Annotated in this window: 17 protein-coding genes and 1 pseudogene; 9 read left to right on the top strand and 9 right to left on the bottom strand. The window is 61.8% G+C overall.

Annotation, left to right across the window (positions count from 1 at the left end):
- Positions 1 to 116 precede the first annotated feature (116 nt).
- Entirely contained in the window at positions 117 to 5,234 is a 5,118-nt protein-coding gene (locus RQX22_RS14895; protein WP_315727347.1) for an autotransporter domain-containing protein, read from the bottom strand.
- A gap of 180 nt (positions 5,235 to 5,414) precedes the next feature.
- Here RQX22_RS14895 and RQX22_RS14890 point away from each other — a divergent pair, with 180 nt between their 5' ends.
- Positions 5,415 to 5,738: a response regulator transcription factor gene (locus RQX22_RS14890; protein WP_315727528.1), complete on the top strand. Its 324-nt coding sequence runs from the start codon at positions 5,415 to 5,417 to the stop codon at positions 5,736 to 5,738.
- A gap of 110 nt (positions 5,739 to 5,848) precedes the next feature.
- Here RQX22_RS14890 and RQX22_RS14885 read toward each other — a convergent pair whose 3' ends face one another.
- From RQX22_RS14885 to RQX22_RS14875, 3 genes are all read right to left on the bottom strand, one after another.
- On the bottom strand, positions 5,849 to 6,613 hold the full coding sequence (locus RQX22_RS14885; RefSeq protein WP_315727346.1) for a helix-turn-helix transcriptional regulator: 765 nt from the start codon (positions 6,611 to 6,613) through the stop codon (positions 5,849 to 5,851).
- A gap of 11 nt (positions 6,614 to 6,624) precedes the next feature.
- Complete coding sequence (locus RQX22_RS14880; protein WP_315727345.1) at positions 6,625 to 7,386, bottom strand: helix-turn-helix transcriptional regulator; 762 nt, start codon at positions 7,384 to 7,386, stop codon at positions 6,625 to 6,627.
- A 282-nt stretch (positions 7,387 to 7,668) separates the two neighbouring features.
- Positions 7,669 to 8,346, bottom strand: a complete 678-nt coding sequence (locus RQX22_RS14875) for a Crp/Fnr family transcriptional regulator (protein ID WP_315727344.1) — start codon at positions 8,344 to 8,346, stop codon at positions 7,669 to 7,671.
- Positions 8,347 to 8,641: 295 nt separating this feature from the next.
- On the opposite strand from RQX22_RS14875, the gene RQX22_RS14870 reads away from it, so the two are divergent.
- The 5 genes from RQX22_RS14870 to RQX22_RS14850 all read left to right on the top strand — a co-directional run bounded on the left by RQX22_RS14870 (position 8,642) and on the right by RQX22_RS14850 (position 12,051).
- Positions 8,642 to 9,034, top strand: a complete 393-nt coding sequence (locus tag RQX22_RS14870) for a DUF6894 family protein (protein ID WP_315727343.1) — start codon at positions 8,642 to 8,644, stop codon at positions 9,032 to 9,034.
- Between the two features lie 36 nt (positions 9,035 to 9,070).
- Complete coding sequence (locus tag RQX22_RS14865) at positions 9,071 to 9,283, top strand: hypothetical protein (protein ID WP_315727342.1); 213 nt, start codon at positions 9,071 to 9,073, stop codon at positions 9,281 to 9,283.
- A 71-nt stretch (positions 9,284 to 9,354) separates the two neighbouring features.
- Positions 9,355 to 11,292 carry a BCCT family transporter gene (locus RQX22_RS14860; protein WP_315727341.1) on the top strand — a complete coding sequence of 646 codons (1,938 nt, stop codon included), beginning with the start codon at positions 9,355 to 9,357 and terminating at the stop codon, positions 11,290 to 11,292.
- A 16-nt stretch (positions 11,293 to 11,308) separates the two neighbouring features.
- Positions 11,309 to 11,821: a hypothetical protein gene (locus tag RQX22_RS14855; protein ID WP_315727340.1), complete on the top strand. Its 513-nt coding sequence runs from the start codon at positions 11,309 to 11,311 to the stop codon at positions 11,819 to 11,821.
- A 2-nt stretch (positions 11,822 to 11,823) separates the two neighbouring features.
- Positions 11,824 to 12,051, top strand: a complete 228-nt coding sequence (locus tag RQX22_RS14850; RefSeq protein ID WP_315727339.1) for a hypothetical protein — start codon at positions 11,824 to 11,826, stop codon at positions 12,049 to 12,051.
- A gap of 47 nt (positions 12,052 to 12,098) precedes the next feature.
- On the opposite strand, the gene RQX22_RS14845 is transcribed toward RQX22_RS14850, so the two are convergent.
- The 4 genes from RQX22_RS14845 to RQX22_RS14830 all read right to left on the bottom strand — a co-directional run bounded on the left by RQX22_RS14845 (position 12,099) and on the right by RQX22_RS14830 (position 14,824).
- Entirely contained in the window at positions 12,099 to 12,668 is a 570-nt protein-coding gene (locus tag RQX22_RS14845) for a c-type cytochrome (protein ID WP_315727338.1), read from the bottom strand.
- Entirely contained in the window at positions 12,665 to 13,165 is a 501-nt protein-coding gene (locus RQX22_RS14840) for a DUF6692 family protein (RefSeq protein ID WP_315727337.1), read from the bottom strand. The genes RQX22_RS14845 and RQX22_RS14840 overlap by 4 nt, the downstream gene beginning before the upstream one ends.
- Positions 13,162 to 13,695 carry a DUF305 domain-containing protein gene (locus RQX22_RS14835; RefSeq protein ID WP_315727336.1) on the bottom strand — a complete coding sequence of 178 codons (534 nt, stop codon included), beginning with the start codon at positions 13,693 to 13,695 and terminating at the stop codon, positions 13,162 to 13,164. The genes RQX22_RS14840 and RQX22_RS14835 overlap by 4 nt, the downstream gene beginning before the upstream one ends.
- 217 nt (positions 13,696 to 13,912) lie before the next feature.
- Positions 13,913 to 14,824, bottom strand: coding sequence for an OmpA family protein (locus RQX22_RS14830; protein WP_315727335.1), 912 nt, complete (start codon positions 14,822 to 14,824; stop codon positions 13,913 to 13,915).
- A 585-nt stretch (positions 14,825 to 15,409) separates the two neighbouring features.
- Between RQX22_RS14830 and RQX22_RS14825 the strand changes: the two genes are divergently transcribed.
- Positions 15,410 to 16,621 (top strand): YncE family protein, encoded by a 1,212-nt coding sequence (locus tag RQX22_RS14825; RefSeq protein ID WP_315727334.1) that lies wholly within the window; start codon positions 15,410 to 15,412, stop codon positions 16,619 to 16,621.
- Positions 16,622 to 16,693: 72 nt separating this feature from the next.
- Here the strand turns inward: RQX22_RS14825 and RQX22_RS14820 are convergent, their stop codons facing one another.
- Positions 16,694 to 17,155 (bottom strand): hypothetical protein, encoded by a 462-nt coding sequence (locus RQX22_RS14820; RefSeq protein WP_315727333.1) that lies wholly within the window; start codon positions 17,153 to 17,155, stop codon positions 16,694 to 16,696.
- 248 nt (positions 17,156 to 17,403) lie between these two features.
- Here RQX22_RS14820 and RQX22_RS14815 point away from each other — a divergent pair.
- Positions 17,404 to 17,721: pseudogene (locus tag RQX22_RS14815) on the top strand (IS3 family transposase); the annotation flags it as partial.
- 97 nt (positions 17,722 to 17,818) lie between these two features.
- Positions 17,819 to 18,310: a DUF7684 family protein gene (locus tag RQX22_RS14810; RefSeq protein WP_315727332.1), complete on the top strand. Its 492-nt coding sequence runs from the start codon at positions 17,819 to 17,821 to the stop codon at positions 18,308 to 18,310.
- The last annotated feature ends 603 nt before the right edge of the window (positions 18,311 to 18,913 follow it).

The raw sequence follows: 18,913 nt of genomic DNA, 5'->3' as shown, positions 1-18,913 counted from the left end.
TATCGCATCGTGAAAGGCTGAAAACCGGTACCCACTTTTCAGCACGATGCTTTTAGACCTTCGTTACCGCATCGTGAAAAGCTGAAAACCGGTGCCCACTTTTCAGCACGATGCTTTTAGAACCCGATCCGGAATCCGGCATTGACCAGGGTGCCGCCGCCACCGCCAAATTCGCCCTGATAGGCGGCGAACAAGCCGATACCGGGCGCAATCTCCGCGCTGAAGCCAGCCCCGGCCGTGATCATGGTTTCCTTGCGCGGCGCGCCCAGGACAGTGAAGCGCGTCCCCATGCCGACAAAGCTGCCGGTGGCATGAACAAGATCGCCTGCAAGCTGGTGCCGGACGCCCAGCTGCACGAAGGGACGGATCGTCGCGCCTTCGTTCTGCCCGCCGCGAAGGACGAACGAACCGTCCACGAAGGTTGCCTTCGTCCGGCGCCCTTCGACATCGAGCGCAAAGGCGGTGCTGCCCGTCTCCGAGGCAGAGCCGCGCCGGTTCGAGATATGGGTGAGGCCGACCCCGGGCTGGAGCGCCCAGGCTTCGGACAGCGCAAAGGCATAAGCGGCCGACACGTCGAGCGTCAGGCTGCGCAGATCATATTCCGACGACGTGACATTTGCGCCGGGAACGGCACGCATGGTCTTCGCATCGCTCCAGTCATAGGCGATCAGCGCGTTGAGATCGAAGCCGCCAGCGGCCACATGACCGGTGACGCCACCGACAAGGCCATCGGCATCGGTCCGCGCGTCGAGCGCCGCGATCCGCTGCCTGCCGTCGAGATGGCCGACAAAGGCCGCGATGGACGCGCTGTCGCTGCCATAACCCAGCCCGCCGAGGACGCCGAAGCTCCTGCTCTTGGCGCGAGAGGTGCCCGTGTCGCGATCCGATCCCAATGCGCGCCAGGTGCCGCTGGCGCTGCCGAACGCGAAGAGCGCGGGATCGCTGTGCGTTGGAACGGCAATACCGGACCGGATCGTCCTGGCGAGGCTGAGACCATTCTCCACGCCCAGCTGCGATGCGCCGGCATAGGGTTCGGGGAAGATACGGGCGAAGGCTGCGGAACTTGCATAGCCATTCGCATCCAGCAGGGTGGGGATCGACCCGAGCAATGCGTTGCTTGCCTCACCGGAGATCAGCAGGGCGTTGACATAGCCGATGCCCAGTGCCGTTTGCGGTGAAGCATCATCGGCGGCCAGGAAGGTGCCGAGGAGCTGAAGGCGGTCTTCGGTCGGCCCGTCCACATAACGCAGGAAGCCGGCCACCGCCGCATGGTCCCAGGTGCCGATCGTGAATTCGCCATCTATCTCGTCCGCCACGATCATGTCGTAGGCGACGCCCGGCGCCGGCGGCCGATTGCCTTCGATATTGAGGACAGCGCCCGGCGCGATCGCAAGATCGCCATCAATGAGCAGCTGGTCGCTCTGGCCCGGCGCGGGCACGAATTCGAAGGTGGTCGTGGAGCCGCCGGCCAGCGAGACATCGCCCACCACGCGCATCACGGCCGGCGATGCGCCGGGCGAAAGCCCGCCGCCCGAAGCAATCGCGATATCGCCGATCACGGTCCCCGCGCTGCCGAACGTGCCGCCATTGCCGACGTTCACATCCGCGGTGATGACGGAAGCCGCAGCCCCGATCAGGCGCCCGGACGTGATGGTGATTTCATCGAACGTCACTTCGCCACCGACCTTGCCGGTGCCGCCATCGACCTGGAACTGCTCGATGCCGGTGAAGCCGGACAGGTCGAGAACCGGAAGATTCGTCTCCGACGCGGCATCGGCAAAGGTGACCTGCACGGCATCGACGCCGTCGCCACCGCTCACCCCGCCGCCGATGGTCCAGTCGCCTTCGAGAATCAGCCGATCGTCGCCGTCGCCGAGATCCACATTTCCCCCGACGCTGCCGCTGTTGGTCAGCACGTCGTTGCCGCCGCCCGCGTAGATGCTGCCGATCACATTGCCATCATTGGCGAGCACATCATCCCCTCCGGTGGGAGCCGGGACGACAGCGGCTGCACTGGATGCGGCCTGCAGCGAGAAGGTCTGGACAGGAGGCGCGGCGCTCTCGCCATCGAGCACGATATCGCCTTCCACCATGCCCTGATTGTCGATCGCATCATTGCCGGCGCCGGTCTGGACGTCTCCCGCGATCGCGCCGCCTGAGGCATTGGCGAATTGATTGTCGCCGTCGCCCAGATCTACCGAACCATCGATCGTCCCCTGATTATCGACCGCGTCATTTCCGGTACCCGTCTCGACGTCTCCCGCGATGGTGCCGCCGGAGGCATTGGCGAATTCATTGTCGCCGTCGCCCAGATCTACCGAGCCGTCGATCGTCCCCTGATTGTCGACCGCGTCATTTCCGGTGCCCGTCGCGACGTCCCCCGCGATCGTGCCGCCGGAGGCGTTGGCGAACTGATTGTCGCCGTCGCCCAGATCCACCGAGCCGTTTATCGTGCCCTGGTTATCGACCGCATCGCTTCCGGTACCCGTCTGGACATTGCCGTTGATCGTGGCGCCTCCCGCATTGGCGAACTGGTTGTCGCCTTCGCCGAGATCGACCGCGCCATTGATGGTCCCCTGGTTCCCGACGGCATCATCGCCGGAACCGGCAGTCACATTATTGTTGATCGTGCCGCCGGATGCGTTGGTGAACTGATTGTCGCCTTCGCCAAGGTCGACCGGGCCGTTGAGCGTGCCGGTATTGTTGACATTGTCGTCGCCCGATCCGCCGGTGACGCCGCCACCGGTGCCCTGGGTCTGCAGAATCTCGAAGCTGACGAGCTGATCGTAGATCGCCAGATCCACCGTGTCATTGGCTGTGCTGCCATCGAGATCCAGCACGAAGGTATCGGTGCCGGACCCGCCATCGGCCGTGCCGGTGAAGGTCGCGTCCCAGGCCTGGACGAAAGTATCGTCGCCCTCGCCCAGATACAGATTGCCATCCATGGTGCCGTAATTCTCGAACCGGTCGTCGCCGGAGCGCAAGGCGACGCCCCCCTCGATCACGCCGGTCGAGGAGTTGGTGACATTGTCTGCGCCGGCGCCGAACGTATCGATCGCCCCACCCCAGACGCCTTCGAAATCGGCTTCGGCGTTGATGGGCACCAGCGTGTTGCCGTTGGGAAGGACAAGCGGACCGCCTGGCCCGCCGCGTATGGTTCCGTCGTTCACGATCGTCACGGCAGCGGCATCTGCCACCGCGATCGCAATGCCGCCGCTGTTCGGCTGCTGATCGGGCACCACCTGGACACTGCCGGTCCACATGTGCGCCGTACCGCGCGCGTCGATCAGACCGCCCTGCTGGTTGTTGATCGTGACGGTGGAAGTTCCTTCCGCTTCAGCCGCCACCACAAGAGCGGTGCTGAAGTCGATACCCACCTGTCCCTGCGTCAAGCCGACCGCCGGCGGGAACGTCAGATAATTCCCGCCCGAAGCCGTTATCGAGCCGCTATTGTTGACCGTGACGCTCGCATCCGCATCGGCCGCGCCGGGCAGGCCCGAGCTTATGTCGCCGGCTTCGAGTTCCAGATGTACAGCGCCGCCCGCATAATCCGCATTGTTGATCGTGCCCGTATTGCTGAAGACGAGATCTGCACCCAGCGCCGTCTCCTGCCGGACCGAAAGAGCCTCGGCAAGATTGCCCTCGGCATTTGCGCCGACCGTCACTCCGTGATCGGACCGGAGCGCCTGGGTGATCGATCCGTCGTTGGTGATCGAGACGAAGCTGGCCTTGGCTTCCAGCTCGACCGATCCGTCGATCGTGCCGCTGGCGCTGTTCAGGAAAGTGACGCTCTCCGCATCATTCACGTCCGCACCGCCCGGCGTGTCCGCCCAATCGTCGGTCGCCAGCTCGACGGCCGCCGCCTGCGCATCGGTCACATCCGCGTTGATATGACCGTTATTGGTGAAACTGAGCGTGCGGGTCGTGACTTCGGCCTCGATGCCGCCGTCGAGCGTGCCATTGTTGGTGATGGTCACGCTGTCGGCAACGGCGTCTTCGCGCAAGGCGGGGTTCTGCGCGACCTCGAAATTGCCGAGATCGATCGCGACCGCGCGGTCGATCTCGAATGGATTGTCGCCGATCTCGATTTCACCATCATTGGTGAAGGTGAAATCCGAGGCGACGCCGGCGAAGTGCAGACCGCCCGAGATCAGGCCATTTTCGCCATTCTCGATCACGACCCCGTTCAGTCCCGTGGCATCCACGGCCGTCGTCAGGCGGACGGCGCCAAATGTTCCACCTTCGAACTCGTCCTCGATAGCGGCTTGGGCAAGTCGCGCGCCGTTGTCGGTCATGACGATCGAGCCATTGTTGCGGAACAGGAAATCCTGGTCGGCCGCGCTGCGAATGACCGTGCCCGGCGCATGGCTGAGGAGATTCACCTCGCCATTATTGGTGAAGCTGGCGGTCGCCACCCGCACATCTCCGTTGATCACGCCATCATTCGTGAAGCTCGCAAGCTCATTGCCGACCGGAATGGCATATAAGCCCGGCTGGCCTTGTGGCGGGTTCTGCCGCTGATAGGTCGCAAACTGCATATTGTAGGTCGAAACCGCTGCCGGCACGACCTCGACGGGATAGACATTCGTCGTGTCGACAAGGTTGATCTCGGCCTCGTTCACGACATGGCCGTCGCCCATCAGGACGATCGTTTCGCCTGTCCCGGTGAGCGTCAGGGTGTTAGTCTCTCCGAGGATCTCATAGCCTTCGAGTTCGAAGGTCGCCGGAAGGGAATATTGCCCCAGTTCGACCGACTGGGTCGCGGCATAGCTCTTCGTATAGATGTCGAGACCGCTGCCGGCGGTAATGCTCCCCGACACGCCATCATCGACGCCGCGCTGTATGAAATTCGCCGTAGTATAGCCGGTCGTGCCAAGCTGGACCGCGCCGTCCACGGTCCCGCCATCGGCGATGTAGTAAATCGCCTTGCCCGTGAAGACGTTCGGAGAAGTATCGTTGACCACGACCGAGCCGTTGATTTCTCCGGCATTGCGGACACCGAAAAGGAACAGCGAATTGCCTTCGACAGCACCTTCGATCGTGCCATTTTCCTGGTTGTCGATGTAGAGCGCGACGGATTGACCCTGGCCGATCGCAGGCGATCCGGTGATCGAACCGCTATTGGTGATGATCGTCGCCGTCCCCGCCGTCCCGACGATCGGACCGCTCGCACCGGTGTTGGTGATCTGGCAGACCGGACCTGGACTGCCGTCGCCGCATGTCGACTGAGCCATTGCAGATTGGGCGACTGACAGCGCATAGATGCTAATTCCCGCCACGACCGCGCGACGCGACCTATTACGAAACCGATTCATGTCGTCCCCCACTGAAAGGCAAGCCTTGCGCGCCAACCCGCAAGCGCGATTTCCTTTGATTATGGGGCATTAGCGAAGGTAGATCGCGTGCGACAATCTATGGATATCCATAGGTGGAACGGGCCGCCCTGCCCCGGCATATCAACCGGCCGGGCTGGGGAACTTTTCCTGCCTTCCGGCCTACCTTCTGGAACTCGCGAAACTTCTATGCTTGATCAACCGATACTTTCTGCTCGAGAACGGGAATGTCTCGAAGGGATAGCGCGTGGAAAGCGCGTGCAAGCCATAGCCTCTGCCCTGCTGATCGCTCCCGTGACGGTGGAACTTCACCTCAAGAATGTGCGCGCCAAATTAGGCGCCTCCACTACCGCCGAAGCCGTCGCCATCGCCATACGAAAGGGGGCCATCAGCCCTTACGGCTAAAGCATCGTGCTGAAAAGCGGGTACCGGCTTTCAGCTTTTCACGATGCGATGACAAAGGTTTAGAGCGTGCGAATTGCGTCACGTCTAACGCAGCGCGCTCTGGAGGATGGTCACAAGCTGATATCGCCGAAGATCATGGCGCGGGCAACCGCCTGCGGGGTGGTCCTGGCGCGTAGTTTCTTCCGGACGTTCTGCAGGTGCATTTCGACGGTCACTTCGCTCACGCCCAGCCTCTCGGCAATCCGTGCCGTCCTCAACCCGGATGCGACATAGGCAATGCAATCCCGTTCGCGATCGGTCAGCGGCCTTGCGCCGACCTGCTGCCTGCCGATTTCGCCGATCGCATGATTGTGAAACAACATGGCGGCCGCGACGAGCATATCTTCCTTCCGGGTCACGGCACGGAAATATTCGCCGCCTTTCAACGACGAGCCGATCGTCATTCCTCCGATCGGGTCCGCCAATCCCAGTGGATCTGGTGCAACCATGCTGATCTGGGAACGCAAGCCGGCTTCCTTGGCGAGCAGGAGGACCTTTCGTTCGTCGTCGCTCGTCAGCGCGATGGTGCGCTGCTCGTTCCACCGATAGGGCGCCATGCCACCCCGGCGAACGTAACGCACATGGGGATCGGACAAGTCCATGCGTTGATCGAGATAATAGTCGATCCATTCGGAAGACATGTTCGAAAACTGGGTGACCGATGCTTCCTCTCGGGAAACCTCCAGCACATTCAATACCGCATAGTTGATCACATCGGCGCCATATCCGCCCATGAATTCCGTCAAACGCCCCCATTTCATGTCGAGGCCGTCAGCTGCCTGCAGCGCCTCGAGGAAGCCGTTCAGCGCATTGGTCATTGTCGGAGGGCCGGCCATCGACATTCACCTCAGAGTGCGATGTCGCCGAACATCATCGCACGGGCGATGGCCTGCGGCGTGGTCTTCGCACGAAGCTTCTTCCGGGCATTTCGCAGATGCATTTCCACGGTCACCGCGTTCAGCCCCATCTTGTCCGCGATCCCTGTTATTCTCAGCCCCAGGGCGATGTAGGACATGCAGTCCCGTTCGCGCGTCGAGAGCGGCCTCGCACCGACCTGCTGCCGCCGCATCTCACCGATGGAATGATGATGGAAGATCGATGCGGCTGTCACCAGCATCAGATCCCCACCGCCAACACATCCGAAAAACTCCCGGGATCGCAACGAGGAGCCGATCGTCATGCCTCCAATGGGGCTGGATATTCCCAACGGGTCGGGCGCAATCATGTTGATCTGCGACCGCAGGCCCGCATCGACCGTCTGCACGACGACATCTCGCGCGAGATCATCATCGATGCGCGGCAGAATTTCCTCGCTCCATCTATATGGCGCCAGCCGTCCCTGACGTACGAAATTGACATGCGGATCATGCAGGTCGAACCGGCTCTCGCCATAATATCCGATCCATTCCGGATCCATCGTCGAAATGAAGGTGACAGGCGCCTCGGCCATCTTGAAGCTTATGTTATCGAGGACACCGTAATTGATCTGGTCAGCGCCATAGGCACCAAGATGCTTCACCAGGCTGTCCCAGCGTTCCGAAAAGTCCTTCGACTGCTGCATCCCTTCGGAAAATTCGGCAATGCTGAAATTCGCTTCGAGCGCATTCATGAAGTCGCCCAGTTTCTCAGGTATCGGAGGTAGAACAAAATTGCCGATCATGGTCAAGCTGGCGGCAGGCTGAGGCCCTCCTTTCCGGGGCGCCGGAGCGCGCCCGGATGGGTGTTTTAGCAGCGTCGCGTTCGAAATCGCCGGTCGCGGAGACGCACGGCCATGTCCTGAGTTGCAGGCAAGCGCTGCGGACTTTTCACGGCCGACCCCGCCAAACCGCCGAAGGCCATGAAGACCTCGCTGGATTGCGGGATGTTTCAGCAGGCTGCCAGGGTCCGGATCCTAGATCAATGTTCTCGTGGAAGGATCTGGAAGTTCCGAATATTCGCACTCGCGAGTCATCTTGGCAGCGTCCACAAAGGTCAGCCTTCGATCCTGGAGGCGCGCCCATCCGCGTGATTTCATATCCCGCAAGCTGGCGCCGATCTGCGATCGCGACACGCCGATCGTGTCGGAAAGCTGTTCATAGGAAAGAGGAAGATCAAACCCTTCGTCCACCATCTCGCCACGTCGCTGGAGACGCTCACGAAGCTCCAGCAGGAACCAGCCCAAACGCTCCGTCGGCCGTTGCTGCCCCAGAAGAAGCAGGCGCGTATCCGCACGATGCTCTTCGACGAGCAGCGTCGCCACGAGCGCCTCGGACAAAGCCGGCTGGACCGTGAACATGTCGTGAAAGCGTGCGCTGTTCAGGCTGCAGACTCTAACCTCCGTCACGGCCCGTATCGAATGTCGCATCTTGCCCGTCATCTCCGACTGAAGGCCGATCAGGTCGCCGGGGAGCAGGATGTCGAGCACCTGACGCCGGCCATGGCCGATCGTCTTGTAGCGAATGGCCCAGCCCGAAAAGATGGTGGAAATCCCAGGATCGGGATCGTCTTCGGCCATGATATTGGCCCGAGCGGGTATGAGCCGCTCGCCCGTCTTGATGGCGCGCACGAACTGAAGCTCGTCGTGCGACATATCGCGAAAAGCGGCAGACAATCGCAAGGGGCAGTGCAAGCAATCTACGAACATTATTTGCTCGTTCCTCATCCCCGACGGTATGTCCTACCCTAGGCGGCGGTTGTGAATCGATGCCGGGGCGACACAATAAAGTTGAACGTGGTGAATGGTTTAGCTGTTCGGCACGTTCGCAGAAGGGTCCAATATTGGACTCTCCCATGGCCTGACCGATGTTAGGCCAATCTTGGACCCTTCGCAAAGCGAAGGCGGCTGATCTACAAAACCTTTTCAGTTCAGGAGGTTAACATAGGTTATGCCCCATTTCCTGTTTCATCTTCGAGGCCGGGAGGAGCTTCTGCTCGATGAGGAGGGAGCGGACCACGACACGTTGGACCAGGCTCTCGCGGAATGCAGGCGTATCGCGCGGCACCTGCTTGCGGCGGACGTGATCGAGGGTGCGATTGATCTTCGGCAGTCGATCATTCTGGCCGATGATGAAGGACGGCCGATCAGCGAAGTTCCTTTCGCGGCGGTGATGGCCTTCAAGCATGCGGAAGACGCCAGGGAGGCATGTATTTGCTCGATCCTGTCGTCGCAGATAATTTCAAGCACGGAGAGCGACGGCCCATCCGGCGTTCCGCGCTCTGCGATCAGCGTCGGTCACGAGACGAGTTCATGGGCAACCGACAACCGAATGGGCGCCTGACAGTCGGCGCAGGGTTTGTAAGCGGCCATCGCCATCATGTTGGCCGAGGACGATCTTCTCGTCACCATGCCTTTACAAGACGCGTTGCGAGCCGCCGGTTACGCCCCCCTGCACGCCCCAGATGCCATCCAGCCCCTTGCTGACCAGGATATTCACCGCGGCGCGGCGATTTTGCGATCTGCCTTCGAAGGCCAACGCAAGATTGGCAACTCTCGCCGTTCCGGCACGTTGCTTGGGACGGCGCATTGATTCACCGTGATCGGCAGGAGGCAAAGATCGACCCCACGCCAATACCCGCAGCACCCCGGGACGGATGGAGGATGCAGGTCAACCCGCCGGTCTTCTTCGTGTCGGCGGCTCTGATCCTCGGCTTCGTGCTGTTCGGCTCGCTTTTCGCAGAGCAAGCGGAGGGGCTGTTTGCCGCCACTCAGGCACTCATCATCGTCGATTTCGGGTGGTTCTACGTCGTGGCCGTCGCAGGTTTCCTGCTGTTCGTGCTTTTTCTGATGATGAGCCGCTACGGCGATGTGAAGCTGGGGCCGGACGATTGCGAGCCAGAATATGGCTACCTGTCCTGGTTCGCGATGCTGTTCAGCGCAGGCATGGGCATCGGCCTGCTATTCTTCGGTGTCGCCGAGCCCATTCAGCACTATGCCCAGCCGCCCGTCGGCGAGGGCCGCACGATCGAATCCGCACGTCAGGCCATGGTGCTGACCTTCTTCCACTGGGGACTGCACGCCTGGGCGATCTACATCGTGGTGGGGCTGGCGCTGGCCTATTTCGCTTTCCGCCGCGGCCTGCCGCTCACCATCCGCTCCTCGCTTTATCCGCTGATCGGCAAGCGCATCCACGGTCCGATCGGCCATGCGATCGACATCTTTGCAGTGATCGGCACGATGTTCGGCGTGGCGACCTCGCTCGGCTTCGGGGTCCTGCAGGTCAATGCCGGCTTCGCGCATTTGTTCGGAATGCCAACGAATGCAACGGTTCAGATCGTGCTGATCGCCGTCATCACCGGCATGGCTACGCTCTCGGCCGTCGCGGGGCTCGACAAGGGCATCAAGCGACTGTCGGAACTCAACATCATCCTGGCAGTGGGGTTGCTCCTCTTCGTACTGATCGCCGGCTCGACCGTGTTCCTGTTGCAGGCCTATGTGCAGAATGTCGGCGCCTATCTCGGCAGTCTCGTTCAGCGCACCTTTCGCATGTACGCCTATGAGCCGAACGCCTGGTTCGGCGACTGGACGCTGTTCTACTGGGGCTGGTGGATCTCATGGTCACCCTTCGTGGGCATGTTCATCGCCCGCATTTCGCGGGGTCGCACGATCCGTGAATTTGTCACGGGCGTGCTGCTGGTACCGTCGCTCTTCACTTTCCTCTGGATGACGGTCTTCGGGAACACCGCAATCCAGATGGACCTGAGCGGCGCCGCCGACATTGCCGCGGTGGCCGTGAACAACATGCCGGTGGCGCTGTTCGAGACGCTCGAGAATCTGCCGCTTTCGTTCATCGCATCGGGAATGGCGACACTGCTGGTCATCACCTTCTTCGTCACGTCGGCGGATTCAGGTGCGCTGGTAATCGATACGATCACGTCCGGGGATGCTCCGGATTCGCCGGTCTGGCAGCGTGTCTTCTGGGCCGTCACGGCTGGCGTCGTGGCGGCCGTGCTTTTGCTCGCCGGCGGGCTTCAAGCGCTGCAGACCGCGGCGATCGCCAGCGCCCTGCCATTCACGCTCGTCATGATCTTCGTCTGCTATGGCCTGCTTCGTGCGCTTCAAATGGAGAGCAAGGGTAGCCCGATCGATATTTCGGAAGCCGATATTGCGAGCGCCGACGACGAAGTGGGGTGGCAGCAGCGGCTCGGCAGCATTCTGCGCTATCATGAACGGGAAGAAGTCGCCGACTTCCTGGGCGGCACCGCCCGGAAGGCGCTCGACGCGGTCGCGGACCAGATGCGCGCGCGCGGCCTGACACCGGCTGTCGAGCAGGAAGAAGACCGGCTCGCCCTCATCGTTCCCCACGCCGCACGCGGGGCGTATCATTACACGATCCGCATGCGCAGCTTCCGGGCACCGAGCTTCGTCTGGGCAGAGACGCGCAGAGCGCAGGATTCGGAGCGCCTGCATTATCGCGCCGTGGCCTCCTCCTCGAACAGCGATCAATCTCACGACGTGACGGGCTATGACCTCGACCAGCTCATCAACGACCTCCTGAACCGCTACGCTCGATTTCGTCACGCGCGGCGGATAGAATGATGAGCAGATCCGCGTCATGACGCATATCTCCGAACTTCATCTGGAGCATGCCCGGAATCTCTTCCTCAGTGAACGGTCCCGGCGTGAAAGCATGCGCGCCAGCCTCAGCACGCCCGTGGCGGCCATCTCCTTCGCCGTGTTCGCGCTCAGCAGCCTCTCGGTCCAGATGGATGTCGAGCATTGGCGGCAATGGTCTGCCCTGACATTGATCTTGCTCGAGACGGCGGCCGTGCTTGCCCTGTTCACCTCGGCCTACCAGGTCGTGATGTCGGAATGGCTGTTCGTCTATCATGATCCCCCTCGCGTTCCGGACCTGCTCGACCATGCGGAAGAAGATGGGGAGGCCGACGCCGAGGCTCGCATCCGCGGACTGCTGGTCGCCAGCTACGCCGTTGCCTATGAACAGTATCTGAGAGGCAATACGGACAGCGCCCGACGGCGGACCTGGGCCTTGCGTCTCATCCTCTTGTCGCTCCTGATCCAGGCTGTGGCCTTCCTCATTCTTCCTTTCCATCGAGCCGGATGGTGAGGATGATGCACTGGATCGAGCGAATGCTGACGCGCCGGCACGATCAGCACCGGTTCACGGACCTGAAGCCCCTCGTCCGCCGGCGCCTGAAGCTGGCTGCGCGCGAGCTGCGCGATGCGGAAGACGCCATGGCGGCGGAGCTGCGCCTGCCGCAGCCACCACGTCTGCTGATGATCGACGAGGAGGAAGCTGTGATCGTGCTTCCGAATGACAGGGCGAATGATCTATAGGCCCGGAGGGCATTGTCCGGCAGCGATCAATCGGTTCGACCGGCCCTTCAATGCTCCGGAGCGGACGCCCCGCCGTCCCCAGCGTGACTGTGAGCGTCTTCGCCATGTTCGGCGCGGTAACCGGCATATTGGTCCCGGGTCATTTCCGGCATGGCTTTGACGAAGGCGGCGATGTGCCAGATCTTGCGGTCCTCGTGGGTCGGCCCGAAAGCCGGCATGCCGGTCATCTTCGCGCCATGCTTGACCAGCCAGAAGATCTCCGCGGCGCTCCACTCCCTGGCGGCGGCGGCGAGAGCAGGCGGCTTGGGGCGCATTCCTTCCGCCCATTCGGCGCGGCTCTCTCCGACCCCGCCATGACAATGGGCACACATCGCCTTATATTCCGGGGCCCCGGCCGAGACCATTGCCGGTGTCAGTTCGGGCGCGGTCACATCTTCCGCATGTCCCTGAATCGAATTCCTGAAGTTGGTGTCGAGCGCCCACGCCCCCAAGCTGGTGTGCCTCTCGGTCGCGGCAACATCATATCCGCCCGACAGTATGACAGCCAGACCGACGAGAAGCAGCAGCAGAAGCGCGCCGACTGCGCCGATCAGCACATGTTTGACGGTGGAGGTCATTTCGCGTCTCCCTCGCGGCAGTCGACGAACCCCGAATATCCGAGTTCGTCCTTCGCCCCCGGCAAGACGATGATCATGTCGATGCCCCGCAATCCCGCGTCTCCTCGCTCACCCTTGGGAGAAAGCGTGACGCTGAGGCCGTCCTCGGCGAAGCGATCGTCCCGCGTCGACGGAAGCATGATGAGCTTGCCGTTGAGCTTGATGGCGCCGCTTCGGCCCTCCTGGTAGATGAATGTCGGGTGGGCGACTTCGGTGAGCCGGAGAGCGCACTTTCCGGCCAGGCCACCCAAGGACGCGATGTCCGCCTGGGACATGGTTTCCGGCTTGATCGCTTCGGGGGCGACGTTCTGAAGCGCGGCGGCTGCTCCCATCCTGGGAGAAGCGGTGGGCACGGCGTCGAGCCGCGCTTCGCGGTCGTTGCCCGACGATGCGTTGCGGTTGCACCCGGAAAGCGCCACGAGGATGGACAGCAAGCAAAGGACCTGCAGCCTCCTCATCGCTGCGCCTCCTCCGGCACCCGCTCGGTCATGCGCACCCCGTTCTTGCGGATGTCGTCGATCAGGTAGCGCATCTGGGCGATCTCGCGCCGCTGGGCGAGGATGATATCGTGCGCCAGCTTGCGCACGCGAGGATCGCGGATGTGCGCGCGCTCGCTGGTCATGATGGCGATCGAATGATGGGGGATCATCGCAGCCATATATTCGGTGTCCGTGATCGTCGTCTGGCTGCGCACCAGCCATAGGCCGAGCGCGAAGACCATGGCGGCCGTGCCCAGGATGATGAAGTTCTTCGTGTTGCTCTTGTACATGCTCCACATGAAAAGGAGCATCACGACCATCATCGCCGCGCCCATGACAAAGGCCATCCAGAAGCGCGTCTCGCTCCAGAAAACATGATCTATGTTATAAGTATTCACATACATGAGCGCGAACATCACGATCGTGCTCGTGGCGATCATCGCCATGAAGCGCACGTACATGCTCATGCCGCCGCGGCTTCCATCATCCTTGTTCTGGTCGTCGGACATGGCAGTCCTTCCCTGCCTGCTCTCCGAACCAATGATCCTGTCGCGCAAATGTTTCAGCAGAAGCCTGTTTTCATGCTGAAGCGTGACCACGCCTTGCAAATGACGGCTTTGATTGAACTACAACCCCCACCCCAACCCCTCCCCTGAAGGCGGAGGGGCTAGGATCGATTCACCAGGACGTAACGGGGTGGGCAAAGCCCACCCCGCCCCGCACGCCTCAGATGCCGTCCAGGCCCTTGCTGACCAGGATATTCACCGCGACGCGGCGATTTTGCGATTTGCCTTCGAAGGTTTCATTGTCCGCCACCGGGTCCGCCTCGGCCATGCCGGTCGGGGTCAGCATGCGATAGGGTTTCCAGCCGCAGGCCTGCTGGAGATGGTTGACGACGCTGCCGGCGCGCCTTTCGCTCAGCACCTGGTTGAATTCCTGGGGTCCGGTGGCGTCGGTATAGCCGACGACGAGCAACAAAGCATTCTCCATCCCGTCGGCCGTGGCCGCCGTCGCGCAGAGCTCCTGCTTCGCCTCGGCGGACAGCACCGCCTTGCCGGTGTCGAAGTTCACGTTCGTCGTGGCTTTGACATTATATTGATCGAGATCGCCCACGCGGCCGCGCAGCGCTTCCGTTGCCGCCGTCTGTTGGGCGAAGCGCTGGTCGGTGCCGGTGCGGATCATGGACGCGGTCCTGAGATCCTTGTTCTTGAGATCGATCCGGCGCGCCACCAGGATATCGCCCGCCTGCAAGGTCTCGACCTTGACCGGGAGGCCGTTGAGCAGCTGATCCGGGGCGAGCCTGTCGCGGTCGAGGCCGAGGAAACCGCCGCTGGACTTGATGGTCGTGGCGTCCGTCAGGAACAGCATGGTTTCGGCGCCGTCGGCGGTGGTCACCTGCATCCGGCCGTCGTGGCGCGCGGAGATGATGCCTTCGATCTCGGGCCCTTCGGTCATGTCGGCCGGATCCGGGAGAGACGCGGCATAGACGGTCGCCGACACATCGGCCTGGGACATATCGGCCTGAGACATATCTGCTTGGGACTGGTCCTGCGGCTGCGCGGCGAGGGCGACCGAGGCCGTCCCGGCAAGCATGGCGAGGAATACGGAAATTGCTGGACTTTTGGCAATGATAGTCACTATATTAATCCTTCGAACTCGTCTGGTCGGGCCTGCGTGATTGCAGCTTTTCGTCCGACCGCCACCCTTGTGACCGGCTGCCGGAACCCCTCCAAGCGACGTCAACAGATGCGCGATATGTCGCTTCACCTGGCCGCCGTGGAACTGGCTGACGTGTTGAGCCAAAGCTTTCGCGCAGATGAACGACTTCGGCCATGCGGGGCGGGATATGGTTAATGGGAGTGCCTTCTGCGGCAGACCGATGCGGATATGGTCAATCGGACGCGCGTCGATGCGGCGGCGAAACGACCATGCCGAAATCCGGGCGCTTCCGGTCCGGAGCATGACCGCACCGAGTCCCTCCGGCAGAAGCCGATCGGCCGGCCCCCGCCGGAACTTCCGCCCGGTACAAGGTGCGAGTCACGATGCGGGGATCGACGCCCTCTCGCGGCCACTGCGGTTCGGGATCGAAGCGCCAGGTGGCATGCGCGCCAGGGCCTGTTCGCCCCTTCCCCGTAAGCGCGCGGCATGTTGGGCAAATCCATCGCAGGGAAGCAGGCCGCTCGAAGCTTTCGCCTTGAACGAGATGGGGTAGCAATCCGGACAATGGAGATCGATTTTTCCGCGCCGCCGCTGGTCCGCGACGCGCTGTCCCGGATCGGGCGCACCGAAGACATAGGCTTCTCGCCATCCGGCGACCGGATCGCGATCGCCGGCCTGTTGGAAAACAGGATCCTGCTTCTCGACCTCGACCGGCAGGCAGGAGAGTTTCCGGAAAAATTGCCAGAGCAGCTGGCTGTGAGCCATTGCGTCGAAGCCCATTCACACCATCTGGCGCATCCGCACGGCCTTTGCTGGATCGACGACCGCATGCTCGTCGTGGCGAACAGGGCGGGCGGGATCGTGCTGTTCGAAGTCCCGCCGCGCGGGCATCCGGTTTCCCCGGTTGGGCTCGAACCCACGGCCGTGCTGGCAAGCGCGGCGCATGCGCCGATCCACACGCCCGGATCGGTATCGGCCATCGGCCTGGGCGGTGGGCTGGTGGAGCTGCTGGTCTGCAACAATTATGCGAACACCCTGTCGCGCCACCTGCTCGACGGCCGGGCTGGTTATTCCGCTCTTTCGAGCGAGATCCTGCTGATGGAGGGATTGAGACTGCCCGACGGTGTCGCGCACAGCGCGTCCGGCCGCTGGATCGCCGTCAGCAATCATGAAGCGCAGGCCGTGCTCCTCTACCGCAACGACAGGCATCTGTGTCCGAGCCGCGCGCCCGACGCGACGCTCCACGGCATTCGCTATCCCCACGGCTTGAAGTTCACGCCCGACGAAGCTTCGCTGCTGGTCGCGGACGCGGGAGCGCCCTTGCTCCACGTCTTCGATAGCGGCGACGATGGCTGGTGCGATCGGCAGCGGCCCGCAAGGTCGATCCCGATCATGGACGACGCCACCTATGATCGCGGCAATTACAATCATGTCGAAGGCGGCCCCAAGGGGATCGACATTTCACCCGATGGCGGCCTGATCGTGCTGACCTGTACCGAACGGCCGCTGGCCTTCTTCCGCGCGGGCGCGATCGACGACCGGTTCGCCCCTGCCCCCGCGGCCTTGAAATGGCCCGCCGAGGAATTGCACCGGGACGCCCTGCTCCGCTTCGCCGTCGCGGCACAGGATAGGGCGCGCGCGCAGGAGGAACGGATCCGCCAGGAGGCAAGGAGGGATTTCGACGCGATCGTCCGGAGCAGATCATGGAGATTCACCGAACCGCTCCGGCGGATCGCCAGGTCGGCGCGGGGCCTGATCCCGTCGGGGGACAGGTGATGCGTGGAGGTCTTGTCGGGCGCTGTCGATCGGGTAGGCGGTGTTGGAAGCTGTGTTGCGGCGACCAGGATACTACTGTTTCGACCGTAGCATCCACCAAATCCAGATTGGTGGGGCGTCCGTGTCCTTCGACGGCAGGGAATAGTCTCCGCCTCCTGCCTTCAAATCTGCCAGAGCCTTAACCAGCGTGGTCGCGCTCGCATCCCCGACATGAAGCCAAAGGCGACCCTCGTCCTCATTCAGACGCAAATCACTAAAGTTCGGGTCGTATTCGAGTACCATCGTTTGATAGCTCTCTCGAAGTGGCGCGCCGAAGTTAGGGACCGCCCACACCTCGGGCGTTACGCGGGCTAGCGAAATGCTGCGCTTACTCGGCGCACCCTCGGTCCGCATGGCTTCCATGAGCATGGTGAGACTGTCGCAAGCGGCATCGTCACAGGTAAAGTGCCAACCTCGGTGCTTCTTCTTGTGCAGCGGGTATTGCCAAATGAAGGCCCGCCCAATCTGCTTCCAGGAGTGAACGGCGCTTGTCATCCCCACTATCCTACTGCCCGGCTAAGGTCTGCAATGGCTCGACTATGTTCTCTAACGGGCCAAGGTCTAGCTACTCAATTTTGAACGGATCGAGCCTTCGGGTGCCTGCCCCGACGAGGAGCGCCTTACCCCCGCGCGCCTCAATGGCCGCAGGCGGCTCGTGCTTCGGGGGTGTCGGGGCGGGTCGCCGTCAACAACCGGCAGATGCCCTTGCGCGAGTCCGTGTCGGCGGCGTCGAGGCTCAGGGNGGCAAGCCCGATGCCCTGTTGCATCACTCGGACCAGGGTAGCCAATATACGAGCGAGCAGTTCCAGCGGCTGATGGCCGATAACGGCGTCACCTGCTCGATGAGCCGCTCCGGCAACGTCTGGGACAATGCGGCGATGGAGAGCTTCTTCTCCTCGCTCAAGACCGAGCGCGTCGCCAGAAAGGTCTATCGCACACGCGACCAGGCCCAGGCCGATGTGTTCGACTATATCGAGCGCTTCTACAATCCGAGGCGCCGGCACTCGACCTTGGGGTACCTCAGCCCCATCGACTTCGAGAAACAGTCTGAGGTAGCGTAGCCTATCTCAGCGTCCATCAGACCGGCAGCAGCTCAAAGGTCCACGAACAGAGTTTGGCCAAGTGGGGAGCTGTGACGCCAGGGAATGTCTCGAACGAGTGAAACCGGACATTGCCATTGCCGCTGGGAACATTCTCCGTAAGCTTTACTTCATGGGACTAACGTATCTTCATTTGTCGCCGGACCAACATCCCCCCGAGCTACGGTGCGGTGCGTTTCGTGCGTTGATTATCTCGGAAGTTGAGGTCGCACAGGAGTGGCGTAATCGCATTGCTCACTGGCTGTTAAAGAGCGGATGCCTCTACTTGGTCGCTTGGGGTGTTGAATGTGAAAACTGGCACGACACCGTGGACTGGACCAACCTTGAAGAGTTCGACTTCGGTGATATTCCAGATGACAGGTTCGTCATGACGACTTGGCACGCTGGCGAACCGCTGTCAGAGGCAATGTGGTTTGCGGGTCAAAACGCGTTCCACCCGCACATCGAACTGGGCGACACTGTGATTGTGCACGTCGCGACGGAAGCGAAGGAAGTCGAGATAGTGGCGGCTTACGCCTCCAGCCAAACGCTCCCTCCCGAAGATGGCTAATGTCCACAAAGGGTGGAAAGCGGGCAACAGGAATGGCCTATCACATGACGTTCTTGCGACGCTGATACGGCAGACTGTTTATCACGACCGAGCTTATACACGTCGCGTCTCGCTGCTCGATCCCGAACGCCAATATGCCCCAGTCATGCTGAGCCTCCAAGTACCAGCACCCTCCATGAGCGCATGCCTGCACGACCTCGCCTGGACCGAATCGGCTCCTGGCCTTATCGAGACGAATGCACTCCCCCTGAGCCTTTTCTAGCACGAAAACTAATCCGTCTTGATCGGGGCGGAGATTCCCGGCCGGGGAACTGGGGCTACGAAACTCCGGATACCTAAAAAAGCATGTCAATTCTTTACATTTGGCTGGCAGCTCGAACGCACTCATGATGCGAGATGAAGACGGGGCGCTTTTTCCAATGACGCTCCCTAGCCGATCAAAAAGATCCCGTTCACTGTCATTCAACGAGCGCTCATCGGCCCACCATAGGCCTCCGATGATAGCAGCTACTGTCATGCAGATAACGACGACCAGTCCGCGCATCCGGCCAGAGTGCTCCAATCACCTAATGTCCGCAATGGGTCGATTGTGTTGAAAAACTC

Source organism: Sphingosinicella rhizophila (genome assembly GCF_032378825.1).
Lineage (GTDB): Bacteria > Pseudomonadota > Alphaproteobacteria > Sphingomonadales > Sphingomonadaceae > Allosphingosinicella > Allosphingosinicella rhizophila.
Note: the sequence above shows the minus strand (reverse complement) of the source record. Positions and strands in the feature narration are given on the sequence as shown.